Source organism: Pseudomonas sp. M2(2023), assembly GCF_030263955.1.
GTDB lineage: Bacteria > Pseudomonadota > Gammaproteobacteria > Pseudomonadales > Pseudomonadaceae > Aquipseudomonas > Aquipseudomonas asiatica.
Window position 1 is genome coordinate 4,297,509 of the sequence record NZ_CP127114.1, and the last position, 20,788, is coordinate 4,318,296.

The following is a 20,788-nucleotide window of genomic DNA, read 5'->3' on the forward strand; positions in this document are numbered from 1 at the left end:
CTGTGGGAGCGGGTTTACCCGCGAAGAGGCCGGCCAAGCCAGCAAATCACTCGAGGTTGAAGGTGATCCTGAACGCCGCGCCCCCCAGAGGAGAATCCCCCAGGCTCAGCTCGGCGTCATAGCTGTCGACGATATCCTTGACCACCGCCAGCCCGATCCCCTGCCCCGGGTGCTGACTGTCCAGCCGCTCCCCACGCTCCAGAATCCGCTCGCGCTGGTGCGCCGGCACCCCCGGCCCGTCGTCCTCGATGCACAAGGTCAACCGCCCAGGCGCCTGCTCCAGGCTCACGCGCACCTGGCCCAGGCTCAGGCGGTAGGCGTTCTCCAGCAGGTTGCCCAGCAGCTCCAGCAACGCGCCCTGCTCCATCGGCACCTGCGCCGCATCGGGCAGTTGCAGGGTCACGTCCACCCGCTTGTCCCGGTACACCTTGGCCAAGGTGCTGCACAGGCTTTCGAGCAACGGCCGCAGCAACACGCTGTGACGTACCAGGCCGCTCTTGCGCAGGCTGGCGCGTTGCAACTGGTAGTCGATCTGCTGGCTCATGCGCTCGATCTGGCTCTGCAGCACGCGCGCCTGCTCGCGCTCGCCGCTACGCTGCTGCAGGCTTTCGCCCACCCCTTGCAACACCGCCAGCGGCGTCTTCAGGCTGTGCGCCAGGTCATCGAGCGAATCACGGTAGCGCTGACGCTGCTCGCGCTCGCTGCGCAACAGGCGGTTCAGCGAGCCGGTCAGGCGCAGCAGCTCCCGTGGGTGTTCGCCGCTCAGGCCATCCCGCACTCCCGACTCCACATCGTCCAGCTCGCGGCTGAGCCGGCGCAACGACCGCAAGCCCCAGGTCAAACCGGCCCACAGCAGCACCAGCAGCGCCAGCAAGGCCGCGCCAAAGCCCAGGTAGAGCTTTTCGCGCAGGCCATCAAGGGTGTGCTGGTACTCGCGCACAGGTTGCAAGGCAACGATGCTGTAGGCGGCGCTCTGGCCACCCAGCAGCTTGATCTCGACGTCGTACACAAAGAACTCTTCGCCGTCGGCCTGGTGAATGCGGGCGAATTCGTTGCCGCGGCCGTCGTAGCGCGGGCGGTAGTTGATGTTTTGCGCGGCGGTTGCCCGCGACTGCCAGACCAGCTTGCCGTCGCGGTCGAAGATATAGCCGAGCAGGCCGGTGTACGGCAGGTTGTAGCGCTCGTCCGGCAGCAGCGTCGGCATCTGCAGTTGGCCGTGTTCGATACGCGCTGCGGAAATCAGCGTGGTCACATCCGAGGCCAGGCGTTGTTCGATCGACTCCTGCAGGGCCAGGCTGAAGGCCTTCTGCAAGGCCGGCAGCAACGCCAGCATGAACAGCAGCGCCAGCACCGCGGCCGCCAGCATCAGGCGCACCCGCAGCGAACGGATCATCGGCAGCGCTCGGTGAACAGGTAGCCCAGGCCACGCACGGTGTCGATCGGTTTGAAGCCGTGCTCGCCCTCGAGCTTGCGCCGCAAGCGGCCGACCAGCACTTCGATGACATTGGGGTCGCGTTCCTCGTCACCTGGGTACAGCTGCTCCATCAGGCGGTCCTTGGCCACCACCTGCTGGTGATGGCGCATGAGGTATTCGAGGATGCGGTATTCGTAGGCGGTCAGGGCCAGGGGCTGCTCGTCCAGCGTCGCCTGCTTGCGGTTGAGGTCGAGCACCAGCGGGCCGGCGGCAATGGTCGACTGGGTGAAGCCGCTGGAGCGGCGCAGCAGGGCGTTCAGGCGTGCCTCGAGCTCTTCGAACTGGAACGGCTTGACCAGGTAGTCGTCGGCACCGGCGGCCAGGCCCTCGACCTTGTCCTGCCAGTTGCCGCGGGCGGTGAGGATGAGAATGGGGAAGGTCTTGTCCTGGCTGCGCAGGCGCGTAATCAGTTCCAGCCCGCTGATGCCGGGCAGGCCCAGGTCGATGATGGCCAGGTCGAAGTGGTATTGCCCGGCCTGGTACAGCGCCTCCTCGGCATCGGCGACCGCCTCGACCACATGGCCGCCTTCGCCCAGGCGGGTGTAGAGGTGATGGCGAAGCAGGGCTTCGTCCTCGACCACCAGCAGTTTCATGTGCAGCTCCTTGATATGTATTGCCTGTACCGGCCCTTTCGCGGGTAAACCCGCTCCCACAGGTACTGCACAGGTTTGAAGAACTGCGCGATCCCTGTGGGAGCGGGTTTACCCGCGAAGAGGCCGGTACAGGATAACCCGGCTCGCCCGTCAGAACTTGTAGCTTGCAGCCAGGTAGGTCTGCGCGCTGCTGGTCAGGCGCAGGGTGCCGTCCTTCGGCCCGCCGTGCGCACCCACTTCGGTAGCAGCATTGGTACGCAGGTAACGGTAGCCCAGTTCCACAGAAGCCTTGTCGGTGATGTCCTGGATCACGCCGGCCTGCAGGCCATAGGCGTAACCGTAGTCGGTATCCCGGCTGGCCCCCGGCGAGTCCTGGGTCAGCTTGGTCACGCCCAGGCTGCCGCCGCCGAACAGCTTGGTGGTATCGCCCACCGGCAGGAACAGGTCGTAGCTGCCCAGCAGGTTTTCCTGGCGCAGCTTCAGGCCGCTGTGGTCGCCCGAGACATTGTCGTAAGTCATGTAGTAGCGGCCCTGGTCATTGATCTTGCCCACTCGCACGCCCCAGGTGTCGTCCTTGCCAATGATGCCGTCGGCGTTGAGGTGGTCGGTGTTGCGCTGCAGCAGGCCGGACTTGCGAACCTTGTCGCTGGTCTGGCCGTAGGTCAGGCTGGCGAAGTTGTCGTCAGCGGCCTGTGCGGTGGTGATGCCAGCGGCGCAGACGGCCATGGCGGCAAGCAGGGTGTTGAAGGTTTTCATGGCTGGATACTCCAGTTGAGTGCGCTGTTTCGGTCTGGAAGCTAGAGTAAGCAGGGCACCCTGAACCGCGACTGAACCCTGGCTGAACCCCGGCTGAACGAACCGTTTGAAGAACAAGGAGTAGTGACCATGCGCGCCCTGCTGGCCTTGACCCTGATGTGCAGCGCCGCCCTCGCCCAAGCGGCGGTACAAACCCGCGAGATCCCCTACCAGGACGCCGACGGCAATCGCCTGGTCGGCTACTACGCCTATGACGACGCCATCGAAGGCAAGCGCCCCGGCATTGTCGTGGTGCATGAATGGTGGGGGCTGAACGACTATGCCAAGCGCCGCGCCCGCGACTTGGCAGCACTGGGCTACAACGCCCTGGCCATCGATATGTATGGCGACGGCAAGCAAACCGAGCACCCTGCCGACGCCAAGGCATTCATGACAGCAGCGATGAAAGACCCCAAGGCCGCGGAGCGGCGCTTCGATGCCGGTCTGGAGCTGCTCAAGCTGCAGCCCAATACCAACAAGCACCAGTTGGGGGCAGTGGGTTACTGCTTTGGCGGCAAGGTGGCGCTGGATGCCGCGCGGCGAGGGGAAAAGCTCGATGGCGTGGTGAGCTTCCACGCCCCGCTGGGTACGCAGACACCGGCCAGGCCGGGCGTGGTGCGGGCCGATATCCTGGTGGAGCATGGTGCGGCGGACACGCTGGTGACCGAGCAGCAGGTGGAAGCGTTCAAGGCGGAGATGGATGCAGCCAAGGTCAACTACCAGTTCGTCAGTATTCCCGGGGCCAAGCACGGGTTCAGCAACCCGGATTCGGACCGCATGGGGCACGGCGAACATGGTGGGCCGGATATTGCCTACAACAAGGCGGCGGACGAGAGCTCCTGGGCGGATATGCAGGCGTTCTTCAAGAAGGTGTTCAAGTAAGGATTGCCGGGGCCGATGTGGGAGCGGCCTTGCGTCGCGAAAGGGGCGCGAAGCGGCCCCAGGATCTCAGCCGTTCTGCAAGATAGCCGGGGGCGCTGCGCGCCCCTTTCGCGACGCAAGGCCGCTCCCACAAGGATGCATTGCCACGCTGGCTCCCTTAGTGCCCGTACAGCTGGCACAATACCCCCATGAACACACTCCCCGCCTGCTGCGCCCCGCTCCAGCACCACTGGCCCCTGCCCCACCCCCTACCCGGCGCGGTGCTGGTCAGTTGTGCCTTCGACCCCGCCCATCTGGCACCCGACGACTTTCAGCGCGCCGGCGTCGTGCCAGGCGCCAGCCTGCAGCGCTCGGTGGCCAAGCGCCAGGCCGAGTACCTGGCCGGCCGGGTATGTGCCCGCGCCGCGCTGCAGCGCCTGGACGGCCGTGACTACGTGCCCGGCACCCACGAGGACCGCTCACCCATCTGGCCCGCCGGCATCCACGGCTCGATCACCCACGGTAAAGGCTGGGCTGCCGCCGTGGTTGCTGCCGAGGCCAGTTGCCGGGGCCTGGGCCTGGATCAGGAAGCGTTACTGGATGACCAGCGTGCCGAGCGGCTGATGGGCGAAATCCTCACCCCGCCCGAGCTCGAACGCCTCGACCGCAGCCAGCTCGGCCTTGCCGTCACCCTGACCTTCTCGCTGAAGGAAAGCCTGTTCAAGACGCTCTACCCGCTGACCCGCCAGCGCTTCTACTTCGAGCACGCCGAAGTGCTGGACTGGTCCGCCGACGGCCTGGCCCGCCTGCGCCTGCTCACCAACCTGTCGCCGCAGTGGCGGCATGGCGCCGAGCTGCAGGGCCAGTTCTGCCTGCAGGACGGCCATCTGCTCAGCCTGGTCAGCGTCTGACCTCACAGCGGTGCCTGCTGCCGTGGCCAGTTCAGGCTGAAGCAGGCGCCACCCAGCGCGGCGCTGCGCCCCACTGTGGCTCGGCCCGCGTGCCAGTAGATGATCCGCCGCACGATCGACAAGCCCAGGCCATGCCCGCCCGAAGCGCGGGTACGGCTGTCGTCGAGGCGGGTGAACGGTGTGAAGATACGGTCCCAGACGCCCTCGGGGATCCCCGGGCCGTCATCCTCCACATCGATGCGGCAGCGTTGCTGCCCCAACTGGTAGCTCAGGCGCACCTCGGCCTCGGCGTGGCGCATGGCGTTGCCCACCAGGTTCTGCAGCGCCCGGTGCAGGTAGCGCGGTTCGGCTTCGACCCAGGCGCCTCCGCCATCGGCACCCTGGCACTCACCGCGCACCACCCTTACCTCGGCACGCAACGGCGCGAGTTCTTCGATCACCCGGTCGAGCAAGGCATCCAGGTCTACCCGCTCGAACTTCAGCGCCGGTGCGCCCTGCTCCAGGCGGGCGTAGGTGAGCATCTCGTCGACCAACTTGTCGAGGTCCTGGATATCGCCGTCCATGCCCGCCAGGTGCTTGGCCCGGGCCTGCTCGGTGGTGGCACTTTCGATCATCTCCAGGCCAAAGCGCAGACGTGCCACTGGCGTGCGCAGCTCGTGGGAAACTGCCCGCACCAGTTCGCGCTGCATGGTCAGCGAGCGCTGCAGGTGCTCGGCCATGCCGTTGAAGGCCGCAGCCAGACGCCCCACCGAGTCGGCGCCGCCGGCGGGCACGCGGGTGTCCAGGCTGCCTTGGGCGATGCGCGTGGCGGCAATCTCCAGGCCCGACACGCGCCGCTCCAGTTGGCGTACCAGCAGGTAGACCACCAGGCCGATCAGGCACAGACCAAGAAAGGTTATCAGGATCAGCAACTGCGGCGGATAGGGGTTGAGCTGGTACAGCGGGCCGATTTCCAGCACCCAGGGCGAACCCGCCAGCCCGGCGAACACACGGATCGAGTCGCCATCCTTGCCCAGGGCCATGACCGTATCGCCCTCCTCGACCCGGCGCCGCTGGTCATCGTCCAGGCTCACCCGCTCGATGCGCTGCAGGGCCACGCCAAAGCCGAAGCCCTTTTCTTTCTTGATCTGTGCCAGGCGCTGCTGCTGTTCAGTCACCGGGTAGCGCACCAGTTCGTCGGCCAGCAGATAGAGGGTGGCCCGCGCCAGTTGCTCGCTGATCTGTTTGATCTGCGCTACCAGCATCAAGTCTTCCTGGCCGACCTTGCGCAACACCTGGGCCGCATGCGGGCCGGTCTTCTCGACCACCACCAGGCCGCGGTACAGGCGCGCCCGCTGGCCGCCATCGAGTGTGCGCGCGGTCATGGGCTGCAGCGCCAGTGGCACGCCGAGCAGGCGCTCCCAGATCAGCAGCGAGCGCTTGCGCTCGGTATCGTTCTGCAGCGCCAGGTTGTCGGCCATCAGGCTGAAGGTGCCCTGGGCCAGGCCTTCGCGGTGCTGGGCGGCACGTACTTCGTTGACCAGGTGCAGGCTGAGTACACCGAGCAGGGCTACCAGCACCAGCACGGCCAGCATGCCGCCATAGATGCGCAGGAAGATCGAATTGTTCATGAAGCCTCGCCGACGAACAGGTAGCCCTTGCTGCGAAGGGTCTTGATCAGCCTTGGCTGGAGCGGGTCGTCGCCGATCTTTGGGCGGATCTTGGAAATGCGTATGTCGATGGAGCGGTCCTGCCCGTCGTAGCCGACCCCACGTAGCGCGGTGAAGATCTGCTCGCGCGTCAGCACCCGGCCGGCGTTGCTGGCCAGCAGCCAGAGCAGGTCGAATTCGGCGCCGGTCAGCTCTATCAGCTGTTCGCCCAGGCGCGCCTCGCGCAGGCGATTGTCGATGCGCAGCGCGCCGAAGGCCAGGTCCTGGCGCTTGCTGTCCGGTGCTTCGCTGCGGCGCAGCAGTGCCTGGATACGCGCCAGGAGGAGCCGTGGGCGTACGGGTTTGCAGACATAGTCATCGGCCCCAAGGTCCAGGCCCTGGACCTGGTCGAGTTCATCGCTGCGGGCGGTCAGCATGAGGATCGGGCCGGGGTACTGGCTGCGCACCCGACGACAGATGCTCAGACCGTCCTCGCCGGGCAGCATCAGGTCGAGAATGACCAGGTCAGGCTGGCTGTCGACGATGCGCCGCGCGGCGCGAGCGCCATCGCCCTCGACGCTGATTTCGTAGCCGTTGGCCTGCAGATACTCGGCGGTGAGCTCGGCCAGGCGCTGGTCGTCTTCGACAATGAGAATGCGGGGTGCGGGGTGGTCCATGGCTTGTGCCTATGTTTGTTGTTTTTCTATGGCCTGTGCCGGCCTATTCGCGGGTGAACCCGCTCCCACAAGGACCGCACCGCTTTCGAACCCTGTGCAGTACCTGTGGGAGCGGGTTCACCCGCGAAAGGGCCAGCACAGGCAACATAACCCTTTAACCAAAAAGCAACATCCCCTCGGAATACTACGGCTGCCATCCGGTACTGCCAACCTGCCAGCAGCCCCTCGACTGAACCGTTTTTTGTGATAGGGTTCGCGCCCGAAAAATTCTGCCCCGGGGCAGCAAGACGCAGAAAAATACTGCAAACCACTTGGCACAAGGCCTACAGCGAATACCCACCATTCACTCACAAAGTACGCACAAGTTATCCACAGGCGCTCGCCTTGCAAAGCCCCCGATACCGCATTATCTTGTATCCCGATCGCAGCGAACCACTAGATATAGGGTTTCGTGCAAAATCACACACAAAAGTCAACCCGCAAAATCAGGCGATTTTTCGGGTGAACTTCAAGTGATTCCAGCAGCCAAACCGCTCCTGCGGAGGGCGACCGAGGCAAGCCCCTCCAGGGCCTTGTTCGGGTATGGGTGTTGCAGGCCAGGCCTGACATCCATCAGCAACAGTTTTTGGGCCCGGCCCAGAACCTTTGACTTCGGCCAGGGAGCGGCGAGCCATTGCCCCTTATTCCTGAGTCTGTCCCGAAGTTGGTACGCCCGCGCGGGCGGATGCGCATGCATTGCCCATCCCCGCCAGGCCATCGAGCAAGTGGACGGAACGGTGGGCGCCCAAAAGGCGCCTGAACAATATAGAAACTGTGGAGACACCCACCCATGCAAACCGACACAACTCGCGAGAACCCGCAGGCCAAGGTGCCGCAGGCCGCCGATTCCAACCAGGATCTGGCCGCCACCGCTCCCGGCCAACTGCGCGTGATCAAGCGTAACGGCACTGTCGTCCCCTACACCGACGACAAGATCACCGTGGCCATCACCAAGGCGTTCCTCGCAGTTGAAGGCGGCACCGCCGCCGCTTCGTCGCGCATCCACGACACCGTCGCGCGCCTGACCGAGCAGGTCACCGCCACGTTCAAACGTCGCATGCCATCGGGTGGCACCATCCACATCGAAGAAATCCAGGACCAGGTCGAACTGGCCCTGATGCGCGCCGGCGAGCAGAAGGTCGCCCGTGACTACGTGATCTACCGTGAGCAGCGCGCCAAGGAGCGTGCCACCCGCGTCAACACCGAGTCCGTGGTCGAGCCGCACCCGAGCATTCGCATCACCCTGGCCGACGGCAGCCTGGCGCCGCTCGACATGGCCCGCCTGAACACCATCATCAGCGAAGCCTGCGAAGGCCTGGCCGAAGTCGATGGCGACCTGATCCAGCGCGATACCCTGAAGAACCTGTACGACGGCGTGGCCATCAAGGACGTCAACACTGCCCTGGTGATGACCGCCCGTACCCTGGTGGAGCGCGAGCCGAACTACTCGTTCGTGACCGCCCGCCTGCTGATGGACACCCTGCGTGCCGAAGGCCTGGGTTTCCTGAACGTGGCCGAGAGCGCCACCCACCACGAAATGGCCGACCTGTACGCCAAGGCCCTGCCGGCCTATGTCGAGAAAGGCGTCGAGTTCGAGCTGCTGGACCCGGCCCTGAAAGGCTACGACCTGGAGCGCCTGGGCAAGGCCATCGACCACGAGCGTGACCAGCAATTCACCTACCTGGGCCTGCAGACCCTGTACGACCGCTACTTCATCCACAAGGATGGCGTGCGCTTCGAGCTGCCACAGGTGTTCTTCATGCGTGTGGCCATGGGCCTGGCGCTGGAAGAGAAAGACAAAGAAGCCCGTGCCATCGAGTTCTACAACCTGTTGTCGTCCTTCGACTACATGGCCTCGACCCCGACCCTGTTCAACGCCGGCACCCTGCGCCCACAGCTGTCCAGCTGCTACCTGACCACCGTGCCGGACGACCTGTCGGGCATCTACCACGCGATCCACGACAACGCCATGCTGTCGAAATTCGCCGGTGGCCTGGGCAACGACTGGACCCCTGTGCGTGCACTGGGCTCCTACATCAAGGGCACCAACGGCAAATCCCAGGGCGTGGTTCCGTTCCTGAAAGTGGTCAACGACACCGCCGTTGCCGTCAACCAGGGTGGCAAGCGCAAGGGCGCCGTGTGTGCCTACCTGGAAACCTGGCACCTGGACATCGAAGAATTCATCGAGCTGCGCAAGAACACCGGTGATGACCGTCGTCGTACCCACGACATGAACACCGCCAACTGGATCCCTGACCTGTTCATGAAGCGTGTCTTCGATGACGGCAAGTGGACCCTGTTCTCGCCTTCGGAAGTACCAGACCTGCACGACCTGACCGGCAAGGCCTTCGAAGAGCGCTACGAGTACTACGAAGCCCTGACCGAGTACAACAAGATCAAGGTGTTCAAGACCATCCAGGCCAAAGACCTGTGGCGCAAGATGCTGTCGATGCTGTTCGAGACCGGCCACCCGTGGCTGACCTTCAAGGACCCGTGCAACCTGCGTTCGCCGCAGCAGCACGTGGGCGTGGTCCACAGCTCGAACCTGTGCACCGAGATCACCCTGAACACCAACAAGGACGAGATCGCGGTCTGCAACCTGGGCTCGATCAACCTGCCGAACCACATCGTCGACGGCAAGCTGGATACCGCCAAGCTGCAACGCACCGTGAACACCGCCGTGCGCATGCTCGACAACGTGATCGACATCAACTACTACTCGGTGCCGCAAGCGCGTAACTCGAACTTCAAGCACCGCCCGGTCGGCCTGGGCATCATGGGCTTCCAGGATGCGCTGTACCTGCAGCACATTCCGTACGGCTCCGATGCTGCCGTCGAGTTCGCCGACAAGTCGATGGAAGCGGTCAGCTTCTACGCCATCCAGGCGTCCTGCGACCTGGCCGACGAGCGCGGTGCGTACGAGACCTTCCAGGGTTCGCTGTGGTCCAAGGGCATCCTGCCGCTGGATTCGCAACAGATCCTGATCGAGGCCCGTGGCGCCAAGTACATCGACGTCAACCTGGAAGAGTCCCTGGACTGGGCCCCGGTGCGCGAGCGCGTCAAGAAAGGTATTCGTAACTCGAACATCATGGCCATCGCGCCGACCGCGACCATCGCCAACATCACCGGCGTGTCGCAGTCCATCGAGCCGACCTACCAGAACCTGTACGTGAAATCGAACCTGTCGGGCGAGTTCACCGTGATCAACCCGTACCTGGTCCGCGACCTGAAGGCCCGTGGCCTGTGGGACTCGGTGATGATCAACGACCTGAAGTACTACGACGGTTCGGTGCAGCAGATCGAGCGTATCCCGCAAGAGCTGAAGGACCTCTACGCCACCGCGTTCGAAGTCGAGACCAAGTGGATCGTCGATGCCGCCTCGCGTCGCCAGAAGTGGATCGACCAGGCCCAGTCGCTGAACCTGTACATCGCCGGCGCCTCGGGCAAGAAGCTGGACGTGACCTACCGCATGGCCTGGTACCGTGGTCTGAAGACCACCTACTACCTCCGTGCCCTGGCCGCGACCAGCACCGAGAAGTCGACCATCAACACCGGCAAGCTCAACGCCGTTTCCAGCGGTGGCGACAGCGCCCCGGTCCAGGCAGCCGGCCCTGCGCCAGTGCCGAAGGCCTGCGCGATCGACGAGCCTGACTGCGAAGCCTGCCAGTAAGGCCAGGCCGAGGCTTCCTGCGGGAAGCCTCAACGCGTTTTCCGCACCACTGCGGACCCTGTGGGAGCGGGTTCACCCGCGATGAGGCCGGCACTCCCGCCGCCTCTCCACAGCCAGACACAAAAAGCCGTGGCTGCAAAGCCGCGGCCAGCCCTTTTCGGGCACCTCAGATTTGCGTGCACCGCACCGCAACCAAGATCCACCGGCCATACTTGATAGATGGCCCTCAAGCAGGAGAATCTCACCATGCTGAGCTGGGACGAATTCGATAAAGAAGACGGCGAAGTAGCCGCCAAAGGCAACACCCCTGCGCAGGCCGCTGCCGCCGCCACCCTCGACAAGCTCGACAGCGCCGGTGGTGCCGCCGCCCTGGAAGCCCGTGCCGCCACCGCCGACGACTCCGACGCCGTCAAGCGCGCCAAGGCTGCCCTGAACGACCTCGACATCGCCGAAGGCCTGGCCGAGCTGGAAGGCTCCGGCGCCCGCGTGCGTGTTGACGAAAAGCGCATGATCAACTGCCGCGCCGACCTCAACCAGTTGGTACCGTTCAAGTACGACTGGGCCTGGCAGAAGTACCTGGACGGCTGCGCCAACCACTGGATGCCGCAAGAGGTCAACATGACCGCCGACATCGCCCTGTGGAAGAGCATGGACGGCCTGACCGAAGACGAGCGTCGCATCGTCATGCGCAACCTTGGCTTCTTCTCCACTGCCGACTCGCTGGTAGCCAACAACCTGGCCCTGGCCGTGTACCGCCTGATCACCAACCCGGAGTGCCGCCAGTACATCCTGCGCCAGGCCTTCGAAGAGGCGATCCACACCCACGCCTACCAGTACTGCATCGAGTCGCTGGGCATGGATGAAGGCGAGATCTTCAACATGTACCACGAGATCCCGTCGGTAGCGAAGAAAGCCGCCTGGGGCCTGAAGTACACCCGCGCCATCTCCGACCCGGAATTCAACACCGGCACCGTCGAAACCGACAAAGAGCTGCTGCGCAACCTGATCGCCTACTACTGCGTACTGGAAGGCATCTTCTTCTACTGCGGCTTCACCCAGATCCTGTCCATGGGCCGCCGCAACAAGATGACCGGCGTGGCCGAGCAGTTCCAGTACATCCTGCGTGACGAGTCGATGCACCTGAACTTCGGTATCGACGTGATCAACCAGATCAAGATCGAGAACCCGCACCTGTGGGACGCGGCGATGAAGGAAGAAGCGACCCAGATGATCCTGCAAGGGACCCAGCTGGAGATCGAATACGCCCGTGACACCATGCCACGCGGCGTGCTGGGCATGAACGCAGCGATGATGGAGGACTACCTCAAGTTCATCGCCAACCGTCGCCTGACCCAGATTGGTCTGAAGGAAGAGTACCCAGGGACTACCAACCCGTTCCCGTGGATGAGCGAGATCATGGACTTGAAGAAAGAGAAGAACTTCTTCGAGACCCGTGTGATCGAGTATCAGACTGGTGGGGCGTTGAGCTGGGATTGATAGTCCGGGCGAAGCATAGAGAAGGCTGCCGATTGGCAGCCTTTTTTATTGCAGGAAAAAAGCCGAAGAGGAAGCTTCCTACAAGGTTCTCATTGTGACCTTTGTATCGTCGCGATAACGTCTGTCGGCGCTTAAGAACGCTCACGCAGCGGTATTCCGTTCCCGTTAGCAGCGGCTCTCCAAATCAGGATGGCCAAGATGAACAGTTTCAATACACCTACCCTATTCACCCGCCGCAACCGCCCCCTCCACACCCTCTGGCTCGAATCCCAAGCCTGGTTCTGCGCCCACGAACTCGGCCGGCTGAGTGGTCACTTCTACGACGAACACTGCATGCGCAAACTCGACCCGGATCAGTACCGCTCCGTGCAGTTGCTGCGCTATGGCAAGTACCAGGAAACCACGATGGTCAGCGAATCCGGGGCGTATACCTTGTTGGCGCATCACCATGTGCCGGAGAACCGGCATTTGCGCTGGTGGCTGACGCATGAGGTGGTGGCGGTGCTGCGTGATCGGCAGGCGGACGGGATGGAGGATGTCCCGCGACTGGAGCAGATGTGCTGGCCTGGGGGGCGGAGCGCGACGTTGTTGTATTGGCAGAGTGAGCCTTGGGTGAGGATGCGGGATATGCCGGTGGTGCTGGCTGGGGAAGTGGATCAGCTGGGGCCGGTGGAGAAGCGCAAGTTGAGTTGGCGGGAGTGTGCGCAGCGGGCGCTGCGGTTGCATGGGGTTTAAGCGCCGGGTTTGCCTGGGCGGGCCTCTTCGCGGGTGAACCCGCTCCCACAGGTACTGCGTTGGCTTCGGGTTCACGCTGTACCTGTGGGAGCGGCCGTGGCCGCGAACACCGGCGCAGCCGGTGCCATGCACCGCACCGCCTGCTTCGCGGGCTTGCCCGCTCCCACAGGTACTGCGTTGGCTTCGGGTTCACGCTGTACCTGTGGGAGCGGCTTTAGCCGCGAACACCGGCGCAGCCGGTGCCATACACCGCGTCGCCTGCTTCGCGGGCTTGCCCGCTCCCACAAATGCCGGTGACATCCACAGCTAGTTCATTTGCCTGTCTATAACACCACTGCCCTGCTACTTCCCCTCCCCAACCGGCTCCACCCGCTGCACCACGATCTGCATATGGGTCGCCATGTCAGTCAGTATCACCTCCCCTTCCTTGTACTCCGGGGTGATCATCAGCGAGCGGATAAAATGCTCGTTGCCGCCCTCGCGCTTTTGCACGTTCTCGAACGCCACGATGACCGTGTCGTTGCGCCAGTTGCTGATGTCGAAACCGCCCGCAGCAACGAACTCACTAATGTCGCGCTCGTCGTTGAAGACATTGGCAGGCAGGATCAGCAAGCGGTCCTTGAGAAACACCTCGTAGTACTGACGTGGCCCCACCGGCCAGTTCTGCGCCACCACGTGCTCGATGCGCCAGTGATGGACATTGTTCTCATAAACCACCACGCGCTCGACCTTGTGCCCGTTGCACGCAGCAAGCAATGGCAACAGCAAACCAGCGAACCCGACACGCATGCGGCGCAAATTCATCCAGAAGCCTCGTTACATCAGCGAAAACACGTTACTTGGCAGCTTTCGCCGCCTGCCGGTTGGCCCTGCGAATGTCCCGGTAGCCCACCAGGCGCACGCGCATTTCCCGGTAGCGCTGGGTATTGATGACCAGCAAGGCCAGCAGCCCGAGCAGCAAAACAGAGACGTAGCCGCCCATGTGCGGCCGGTAAGCGTAGCTGGGCAACGCAGCCAACACGGCCAGCCCGTTCAGGCCGATCAGCCCCCGCAGGCCCCAGGCGTATCCACGCACCAGCGCGATATGCGAAGCGGCGCTCACCGCGCATGCCAGCGCCAATGCCAGCACCGACAGCGACCGGTCCGGGCTGCGCAGCCAGGTGGAGAACACCAGTGAAACACTGCCGCCAATGGCGAAGCAGGACAGCAGCAACTCGGCGATGAAAACGCCGAAATAGCGGGAAAGAAATCTTTGCAGTTCCTGACCCTTTTGAAACTTCGATCCATTCATATGAGTGAGCACTGTCGTCCTTGAAAACCGTAGAGCGCGGCTAGCTTACCTTGACAATTGCGAATGAATAAACCATAAAACCCGACTTCGAAGTGCCTGCCAGCGCGATATCACTTTGGCACTTTATGTAAGTTTCGCACCTGTGCACATTAACAACTCCGCACAGGTACACGCCCTCCCCAGGGCCGATAGGAGATCGAATTCTGGTGAATGAATCGCCGTTGCTTTCAGCGCTGTTCCCGCAGGCCGGTTCTGGGGAACTGAAATGAAGCGTGTGTCCAAAGCCCTGCCGACGCTGCTGGCTGCAATCGCCCTGAATGCATGCGCGCAGGCGCCCGCCCCGTCATCGAATGCGGGGCCTGAAGTTATCCTTGCCGGGCACAAGCTTGCACTTGTGAACCACGAAGGTCGTTGCGCACTGCGCAGCTCCGATGCATCACTGCTAGAGTTGGACATGCCCTGGCCCTGCCAATTCAGCCCGGATAGGGATGGAGGCAAGCCTCGCGTGGAACAGTTCAATGGTGTACAGATCATCATTGTCAGGCATGTGCAGCCCGCCCCGTCGCTGCCCGGAGGTTGCGATAGCCAGTACCAGGCTGTTCGCCAGATGGGCAACCGCCTCGAGCCTTCCATCCTGGCACGTGGCGCCAGTTGCTCGAGCGGCCCTGTGGACCAGAAAAACTTCGTAGGGCTGTTCGAGTGGTAACCAAAATCGCTGACTACCCGTCGCTACGCCAGGTCGTCCGCAAGCGCAAAGGGTGTTACCAGCCATGAAGAAAATCCTCTTGTCCCAACAAGATCGCGGCTTCGGCCAGATCGGTGGCGCGGCTTTGCTCAAGGACCTGTCCTTGTGGCCGAGAAACCCTGAAACCGGCATGTTGCTGACGCCCATCCTGACCCTGAGCGAGCACTTCCAACCGGCCATGTTCGTCCCACCAGGCATGGCCATCACGGTTTTCCTCGCCGTCGAGCAACATCAGGATGGCAGTTTCAGCCGCCCTCTCCAACGTCGCTATACGGTCAATCAACAAATCGAACTGCTGAACGTCCTCAGTAGCGAATTTACCCGGGTCATCCTGCACGAACTCGCCAGCCAGCCGCTGGAACCCGCCAATCCCCCCTTGCTGCTGGAGCGAGCGTTCATCGATTTCGAAGAAATGACTGACGAGGAGCATGACGAGGAACATCAGGATGAGGACAGCGGGATCGGCCTGAGCAAACCCAGCGGTAGGCCCTGCTGGCTGCAGGACCCGATCTATGAACCAACGCGCTACATGTTCATGATGCAACTGATAGATGCTGACGTGGCCGAAGCCAGCCCTCAGCATGCGGGGCTGTTCGGCGAAGGTAACGGCTATCTGTTCGTGGACATGCAGGCACGCCGTGGCAAGCAAGGCGACGACGCCGGTTTCTTCTTCATTCAGTTCGCCTGAATGACCAGCCAGGATCAAGGTCCGCCCATGAACATAGCTACGGCACGAACGGCAAGATCTCGGGGGCCTGGTATGAATATCTACCATTTAGACAACGCGCCAACGCCCTGGGGAGACTGGGGCGCAGCACTGGTCCAGGGCATGATCGCCTGGGACGAAGATACCGATGTAGACAGCATCAAGCGGGCCGGGCCGTACACTCCGGCTGCGTATATCCGTTCGGGTTCGCTGGTGCTCACCCAGCCGGTCAAGGAAGCCCTGGAAAAAGGCGGCCTGAAGGGGGTCGGGCGTTACGAGCACCTGGAGAAGACCCATATCGTTCACATCGACTGGCTGCATTGGGATACCAGCAAGCCCATTACCGATTACCTCGATCTGGAAGGCGGGCCGAGCTCGATCATCGACTCCCTGCCGCATGACCCTGGGCTTGCCAAGCGCATGCCGGAGTACTGGCAGGCATTCGTGGTGGGCAAGCTCAACCTGCTCAAGGACCCGCAGTATGACCCTGCCGACCTTGGCCAGTATCTCAAGGTGCTCAAGGCCGACGAGCAAGCCGATTTCTTCAAAGGGGATGTCTATCGTGGCTACTTCCTGAGCGAACGCGCCAAGGAGTGGCTGGAACAGCAGTGCCCGGGTTGCTTTACATTCACCCTGCTCGGTTGAATCAGTCCAGCTGCCGAGCCCTCAGCGCCTGCGCCAGCATGTCAATGAAGGCGCGGACCTTGGCCGAACCGTACTTGCTCTCCCGGTGCAGTATATGGATTGGCCACGGCGCCTCTTCGTATTCGGCAAGGATCACCTGCAACTGCCCACTGGCCACCTCATCCGCGACCTGATACGACAGCAGGCGGGCAATGCCCAACCCGCCGCTGGCGGCAGCGATTGCCCCGTCATTGCTGGTCACCATCAAGCGAGGCTTCATGCGCACCAGAGTCGGCTCATCGGTCACCCCGAAACGCCAGCCGGCTCGCGGCGACAGGTTGGTGGTGCCGATCACCGCATGCTCCGCCAGGTCGGACGGGTGCTTCGGCACGCCGTGGCGCGCCAGGTACTCGGGAGAGGCGCACAGCATGCGCCGGACCCTGCCCACCCGCAGTGCTTTGAGCCCGGAGTCGGGCAAGGGGCCGATACGAACGGCCACATCCATGCCCTCTTCGACCATGTTGACGATGCGGTCGAGGAAGTAGGCGGAAACGTCAACCTCGGGGTACTGCTGCAGGTAGTGGACGATGCACGGCATGACGAACTTCTTGCCGAACAGGATGGGCGCGGTGACGGCCAGGTCGCCCTTGGGCGTGGCGTTGATGCCGGCGGCGGCTTCGTTGGCCTCGTTGATGCTGGCGAGGATATGCCGGGTGTCTTCCAGATAGCGGCCACCGGCTTCGGTCAGGCGTACGCTACGGGTGGTGCGCAGCAGCAGTTTGACCCCCAGCTGATCCTCCAGGGCGCTGACGGCACGGGTGACCGCAGCTGGGGAGATGTCCAGGCGGCGGGCAGCGGCGGCGAAGCTTTCCAGCTCGCCTACGGCGACGAACACCTTCATCAGGTGGATCTGGTCCATGCGGGCTCCTGAGCGCTATGAGATGCCGGGATTATCTTTCATCTGAGCGTTTTGTGTTGCCTGTGCCGGCCTTTTCGCGGGCGAGCCCGCGAAAGGGCCGGGACAAGCTACCTTACAGATCCAGCACCAACGCCTGCGCCCCCTCCTCCGACCGGGCCGGCACGGCACAGCAGATCAACACCGACCCCGCCTCCGGCAGCTCGGCCGGCGGGTTCGGGTAATGCACCTGGCCACTGACCAACCGGGTCTTGCAGGTACCACACGACCCACCTCGGCAACTGAACTCCGGCGACAATCCGCGAGCCTCGGCCAGCTCCAGCAGCGTCCCGCCACCGGGCGCCCAGCGCGCCTCCTTGGCCGAAGCCGCAAAGTACACCGGCACCGGCTCACTGGCCGCGGGCGGCTGTTGCAGGGTGGGCTGGTCATCGTCGGTGTGCCGCCGGAGCGTCGACGGGCCAAAGGCTTCGGCATGAATCCGCGCATCCGGCACATGCAGCCCGCGCAGCCCTTCATACAGGTCCTGGGTAAAACTGCCTGGGCCGCACAGGTAGAAATCGTAGTCGTCCAGCGCCAGCGTCGCCTTGACCTGCTCGATACCCAGCCGACCGGCAAACTCGTAATCACGCCCCGCCAGCGCATGCTCTTCCGGCTGGCTCAGGGCGCGGTACACGTGCAGCAGGCCGCCGGCCTGTTGCCGCAAACTTGCCAGCTCCTCACGGAACGGCAGGTCGGCCAGGCTGCGCGCACCATGGAACAGATGAATGCGCCGTGCCTGCCCCTTGCTCAACTGCTCGCGCAGCATGGCCAGTAACGGCGTGATACCCACACCCGCGCCGATCAGCACCAGCGGCCGCGTACTCTGCAGGTCCAGCGTGAAGCTGCCCATCGGCGAGCGCACGTTCAGCACATCGCCTGCCACGACGTGCTCATGCAGGTGCCGCGAGGCCCGACCCTGGGCTTTGACGCTGATGCGCAGGTAACCGTCGGAAGGCGCGCTGGACAGGCTGTAGGTGCGGATCAGCGCCGCCTCACCGTCGAGCTGGACTTGCACCGGAACATGCTGCCCCGGGGCAAAGGCCATCGCAATGCCAGCAGGAGGCTCAAGGTAGAACGAGCGGATATCACGGCTTTCCTGCTCCACCCGCAGCACACGCCAGGCCTGCCATTGGCGCTGCCGCTGGCGTTGCTGCAGGCGTATGTCGGCCTCGGCCCAGGTGCCGGTCATCAGGCTGGTCGGGGCGTACTCCTTGAAGGCCCAACGCAGGGAAACGGCAGCCGGGCGCCGCACCACCTGCTCGACCTCCAGCGTCCACAAGCGCTCGGCGCCTTCGAACGCCTGGATGGCGGGGCTGTCCAGCAGCAACTCGGCATGTCCGTATAGCTGCAACACGTTGCCGTTGCTGAAATCGATGAATAGCAACCCTGCTTGCGGGTTCACCAGCAGGTTGCCCAAGGTGTTGAAGTGCAGGTTGCCAGCATAGTCGGGGATGGTCAGGCGGTTGCCTTCGACCTTGATGAACCCGGGCCGCCCGCCACGGTGGGAGACATCCACCGAACGCTGGCCGTCGACATGCTCGACATAGCTGGCGACAAAGAAGGTGTCGGCTGCCTGGATCATGCTGACAGCCGAGGCATCGAGTGTCGTCGCATCGACACGCCCTTGGGCGGGTTCCGCGACACGGGTGTAGTCACGCAGCTGGATGTACTGCGGGCAGTTGCCGAACGACTGCTCCACAGTCACCTGCAGTTGCCCGTCGCCGGCCTGGTGGATCTGGCCGTTGAGGCGGTTGCGCCGGCGGGTATGCAATTCGATCCCCAGCAGGCCGACCGCCTGCCCGGCAGCCAGCCCCGGGGTGGCGGGATCGTCTGCTGGCAGTTGAGTGTCGATCGTCAGCTGGCGCGGGTCCGGCGAGCTGACGAAACCTTCCGGCCCTTCCAGCAGCGTTGCCCAGGGCCGCCCCAGTGCGTCCACGCTGGCGGCGACCATGAACGGCAACTGGTGATAGAAAATACGATGCTGGTCGGGCATGTAGTCACGAATGACCTTCTGCCCGAACGCCTCCATGCGCTCCGCGACACCGGCTTTTTCCTGCAGGGTCTTCTCCCCCGCATGCCAGGGCGAGGAGTGGTGGTCCGGGTTCTGTTGCATGGCGGCGTTCCTCGCAGTGGCGGGATATCAGGCGCTGGTCTGCAGGCCGATCACGGTGCGTGGCATGGGCACGAAGCGCGGCAGCGCCTCGATCCGCGCCAGCCAGCTGCGTACGTTGGCATAGGGCTCCAGCGACACATTGCCCTCCGGTGCGTGGGCGATGTAGGAGTAGTTGGCGATATCGGCGATGGTGGGTGTGCTACCGGCCAGGAAGGGCGTTTTGGCCAGCTCGGCGTCGATCACCTTCAGCAGGGTATGGGCGCGGGTAATCACTTCGTCGGTGTTGAACGAGGCTCCGAACACCGTGACCAGACGCGCGGCAGCAGGGCCGAAGGCCAACGGGCCGGCAGCGACCGACAGCCAGCGCTGGACGCGGGCGGCGGCAGCGGGTTCCTCAGGGAGCCAGGTGCCGTTGTCGTACTTCTTGGCCAGGTACACCAGGATGGCATTGGAGTCAGCGATCACCGTGCCGTTGTCGTCTATGACCGGGACCTGGCCGAACGGGTTGAGGGCCAGGAAGTCCGGCTGCTTGTGCGCGCCTTTGGCCAGATCGACGAACACCAGCTCGGTGGGCAGGTTCAGCAGCGAAAGCATCAGCTCGATGCGATGGGCGTGGCCGGACTTGGGGAAGTTGTAAAGCTTGATCGGGTTCGACATGGGCTTGGCTCCTGATCAGCACCGGGGTGGGCTGGTGGAGCACATGCTGCACCGGTTCGGCTGGCAGCAGAATCCGTGTGGCGGGGAAACCATAATTTCGCGGAGCGGAATAATGGAAGTATCCAGATCCGCGTATGCTCTGTGTAGGAGCGGTCCTATCGCGACACAAGGCCGCTCCTACAAACCGATATTGGCCGGTACTATCAAGGCAGGTGCAAGATCAGTGCAGCTTGTTGAAATACCGGAACAACCCACGCGCAGCCTCGATCACCTGCGGCACACAGGCCTGGATGTCCTCTTCGCTCATCTGGTCCAGCAGCTCGAAGTTGTCCTCGAGCCCATGCAGCGAAATGGCCTTGAGCAGTCGGTCCTGCTCCGGCGGCAGCTCGGCCCAGCCAGCGACCTGGGTGCCGCGCATATAGCCGAAGCACCATTCCTCCATCACGACCACCGTGCCTGCCTCGCCTTCACTTTCCTCGAACAGCGGCTCGAAGTGATCGACGTCGTCCCCCAACTCCTCCGCCACCTGGCTGGCATAGCGCAGCATCAATGCCGTATACGCCTCTTCATGCGCCGGCTTCTTGAATTTCGGCACCTTGCCGCCAGCCACCGCGGGCAGCCACTGTTCCGGGGTGACAGTGGTCGGTGAGCTAGCCAGTGCAGTGAAAAAGCCATTGAGCTCGGCCAGGTTGAGTACCGAGTAGTCATTGCCGTAGGTGATCAACAGGTCTTCGAGGCGGTCGAGTTCTTTTTCGCTGAGTGCGGGGAGCATGGGTGAACATCCTGGGAAGCAAAAGTGTGTGCACCCTAGCACAGC

19 protein-coding genes are annotated in these 20,788 nt (G+C 63.4%); 8 read left to right on the forward strand and 11 right to left on the reverse strand.

The window, feature by feature from the left end:
• Positions 1-46: 46 nt before the first annotated feature.
• From QN085_RS19780 to QN085_RS19790, 3 genes are all read right to left on the reverse strand, one after another.
• Positions 47-1,393, reverse strand: coding sequence for an ATP-binding protein (locus tag QN085_RS19780; protein WP_013973835.1), 1,347 nt, complete (start codon positions 1,391-1,393; stop codon positions 47-49).
• The gene (locus QN085_RS19785; protein WP_004375868.1) at positions 1,390-2,067 is read right to left on the reverse strand and encodes a response regulator; all 678 of its coding nucleotides are present in this window, start codon (positions 2,065-2,067) and stop codon (positions 1,390-1,392) included. The genes QN085_RS19780 and QN085_RS19785 overlap by 4 nt, the downstream gene beginning before the upstream one ends.
• A gap of 150 nt (positions 2,068-2,217) precedes the next feature.
• A complete protein-coding gene (locus QN085_RS19790) occupies positions 2,218-2,823 on the reverse strand; it encodes an outer membrane beta-barrel protein (RefSeq protein ID WP_013973837.1) in 606 nt (201 codons plus the stop codon).
• A 129-nt stretch (positions 2,824-2,952) separates the two neighbouring features.
• On the opposite strand from QN085_RS19790, the gene QN085_RS19795 reads away from it, so the two are divergent.
• Together QN085_RS19795 and QN085_RS19800 are read left to right on the forward strand one after the other, a co-directional pair.
• A complete protein-coding gene (locus tag QN085_RS19795) occupies positions 2,953-3,744 on the forward strand; it encodes a dienelactone hydrolase family protein (protein WP_031324533.1) in 792 nt (263 codons plus the stop codon).
• 188 nt (positions 3,745-3,932) lie between these two features.
• Positions 3,933-4,634, forward strand: coding sequence for a 4'-phosphopantetheinyl transferase family protein (locus QN085_RS19800; protein WP_038409800.1), 702 nt, complete (start codon positions 3,933-3,935; stop codon positions 4,632-4,634).
• A gap of 2 nt (positions 4,635-4,636) precedes the next feature.
• Here QN085_RS19800 and QN085_RS19805 read toward each other — a convergent pair whose 3' ends face one another.
• Positions 4,637-6,244 (reverse strand): ATP-binding protein, encoded by a 1,608-nt coding sequence (locus QN085_RS19805; protein WP_013973840.1) that lies wholly within the window; start codon positions 6,242-6,244, stop codon positions 4,637-4,639.
• Positions 6,241-6,939: a response regulator gene (locus QN085_RS19810; protein WP_013973841.1), complete on the reverse strand. Its 699-nt coding sequence runs from the start codon at positions 6,937-6,939 to the stop codon at positions 6,241-6,243. Before QN085_RS19810 ends, QN085_RS19805 begins: the two co-directional genes overlap by 4 nt.
• Positions 6,940-7,768: 829 nt before the next feature.
• On the opposite strand from QN085_RS19810, the gene QN085_RS19815 reads away from it, so the two are divergent.
• The 3 genes from QN085_RS19815 to QN085_RS19825 all read left to right on the forward strand — a co-directional run bounded on the left by QN085_RS19815 (position 7,769) and on the right by QN085_RS19825 (position 12,880).
• Positions 7,769-10,648, forward strand: a complete 2,880-nt coding sequence (locus QN085_RS19815) for a ribonucleoside-diphosphate reductase subunit alpha (protein WP_013973842.1) — start codon at positions 7,769-7,771, stop codon at positions 10,646-10,648.
• Positions 10,649-10,894: 246 nt separating this feature from the next.
• Positions 10,895-12,145, forward strand: a complete 1,251-nt coding sequence (locus QN085_RS19820; protein WP_024087598.1) for a ribonucleotide-diphosphate reductase subunit beta — start codon at positions 10,895-10,897, stop codon at positions 12,143-12,145.
• Positions 12,146-12,343: 198 nt separating this feature from the next.
• Complete coding sequence (locus tag QN085_RS19825; protein WP_041505643.1) at positions 12,344-12,880, forward strand: BRO-N domain-containing protein; 537 nt, start codon at positions 12,344-12,346, stop codon at positions 12,878-12,880.
• A 342-nt stretch (positions 12,881-13,222) separates the two neighbouring features.
• Here the strand turns inward: QN085_RS19825 and QN085_RS19830 are convergent, their stop codons facing one another.
• Together QN085_RS19830 and QN085_RS19835 are read right to left on the reverse strand one after the other, a co-directional pair.
• Entirely contained in the window at positions 13,223-13,684 is a 462-nt protein-coding gene (locus QN085_RS19830; RefSeq protein ID WP_003259732.1) for a hypothetical protein, read from the reverse strand.
• Between the two features lie 31 nt (positions 13,685-13,715).
• Positions 13,716-14,171, reverse strand: coding sequence for a hypothetical protein (locus QN085_RS19835; RefSeq protein WP_013973889.1), 456 nt, complete (start codon positions 14,169-14,171; stop codon positions 13,716-13,718).
• A 505-nt stretch (positions 14,172-14,676) separates the two neighbouring features.
• Here QN085_RS19835 and QN085_RS19840 point away from each other — a divergent pair.
• The 3 genes from QN085_RS19840 (at position 14,677) to QN085_RS19850 (ending at position 16,267) form a co-directional block, all read left to right on the forward strand.
• On the forward strand, positions 14,677-14,877 hold the full coding sequence (locus QN085_RS19840) for a hypothetical protein (protein WP_013973890.1): 201 nt from the start codon (positions 14,677-14,679) through the stop codon (positions 14,875-14,877).
• Positions 14,878-14,956: 79 nt separating this feature from the next.
• The gene (locus tag QN085_RS19845; RefSeq protein WP_230397113.1) at positions 14,957-15,604 is read left to right on the forward strand and encodes a hypothetical protein; all 648 of its coding nucleotides are present in this window, start codon (positions 14,957-14,959) and stop codon (positions 15,602-15,604) included.
• A gap of 72 nt (positions 15,605-15,676) precedes the next feature.
• Entirely contained in the window at positions 15,677-16,267 is a 591-nt protein-coding gene (locus QN085_RS19850) for a hypothetical protein (RefSeq protein WP_169775184.1), read from the forward strand.
• Position 16,268: 1 nt separating this feature from the next.
• On the opposite strand, the gene QN085_RS19855 is transcribed toward QN085_RS19850, so the two are convergent.
• From QN085_RS19855 to QN085_RS19870, 4 genes are all read right to left on the reverse strand, one after another.
• Positions 16,269-17,165 carry a LysR family transcriptional regulator gene (locus QN085_RS19855; protein WP_013973893.1) on the reverse strand — a complete coding sequence of 299 codons (897 nt, stop codon included), beginning with the start codon at positions 17,163-17,165 and terminating at the stop codon, positions 16,269-16,271.
• Positions 17,166-17,277: 112 nt separating this feature from the next.
• Positions 17,278-19,314 carry a pyridoxamine 5'-phosphate oxidase family protein gene (locus QN085_RS19860; RefSeq protein ID WP_038409920.1) on the reverse strand — a complete coding sequence of 679 codons (2,037 nt, stop codon included), beginning with the start codon at positions 19,312-19,314 and terminating at the stop codon, positions 17,278-17,280.
• Positions 19,315-19,341: 27 nt separating this feature from the next.
• A complete protein-coding gene (locus QN085_RS19865; protein ID WP_015271508.1) occupies positions 19,342-19,971 on the reverse strand; it encodes a glutathione S-transferase family protein in 630 nt (209 codons plus the stop codon).
• Positions 19,972-20,191: 220 nt separating this feature from the next.
• Positions 20,192-20,743, reverse strand: a complete 552-nt coding sequence (locus tag QN085_RS19870) for a UPF0149 family protein (protein WP_013973896.1) — start codon at positions 20,741-20,743, stop codon at positions 20,192-20,194.
• Between the last annotated feature and the right edge of the window lie 45 nt (positions 20,744-20,788).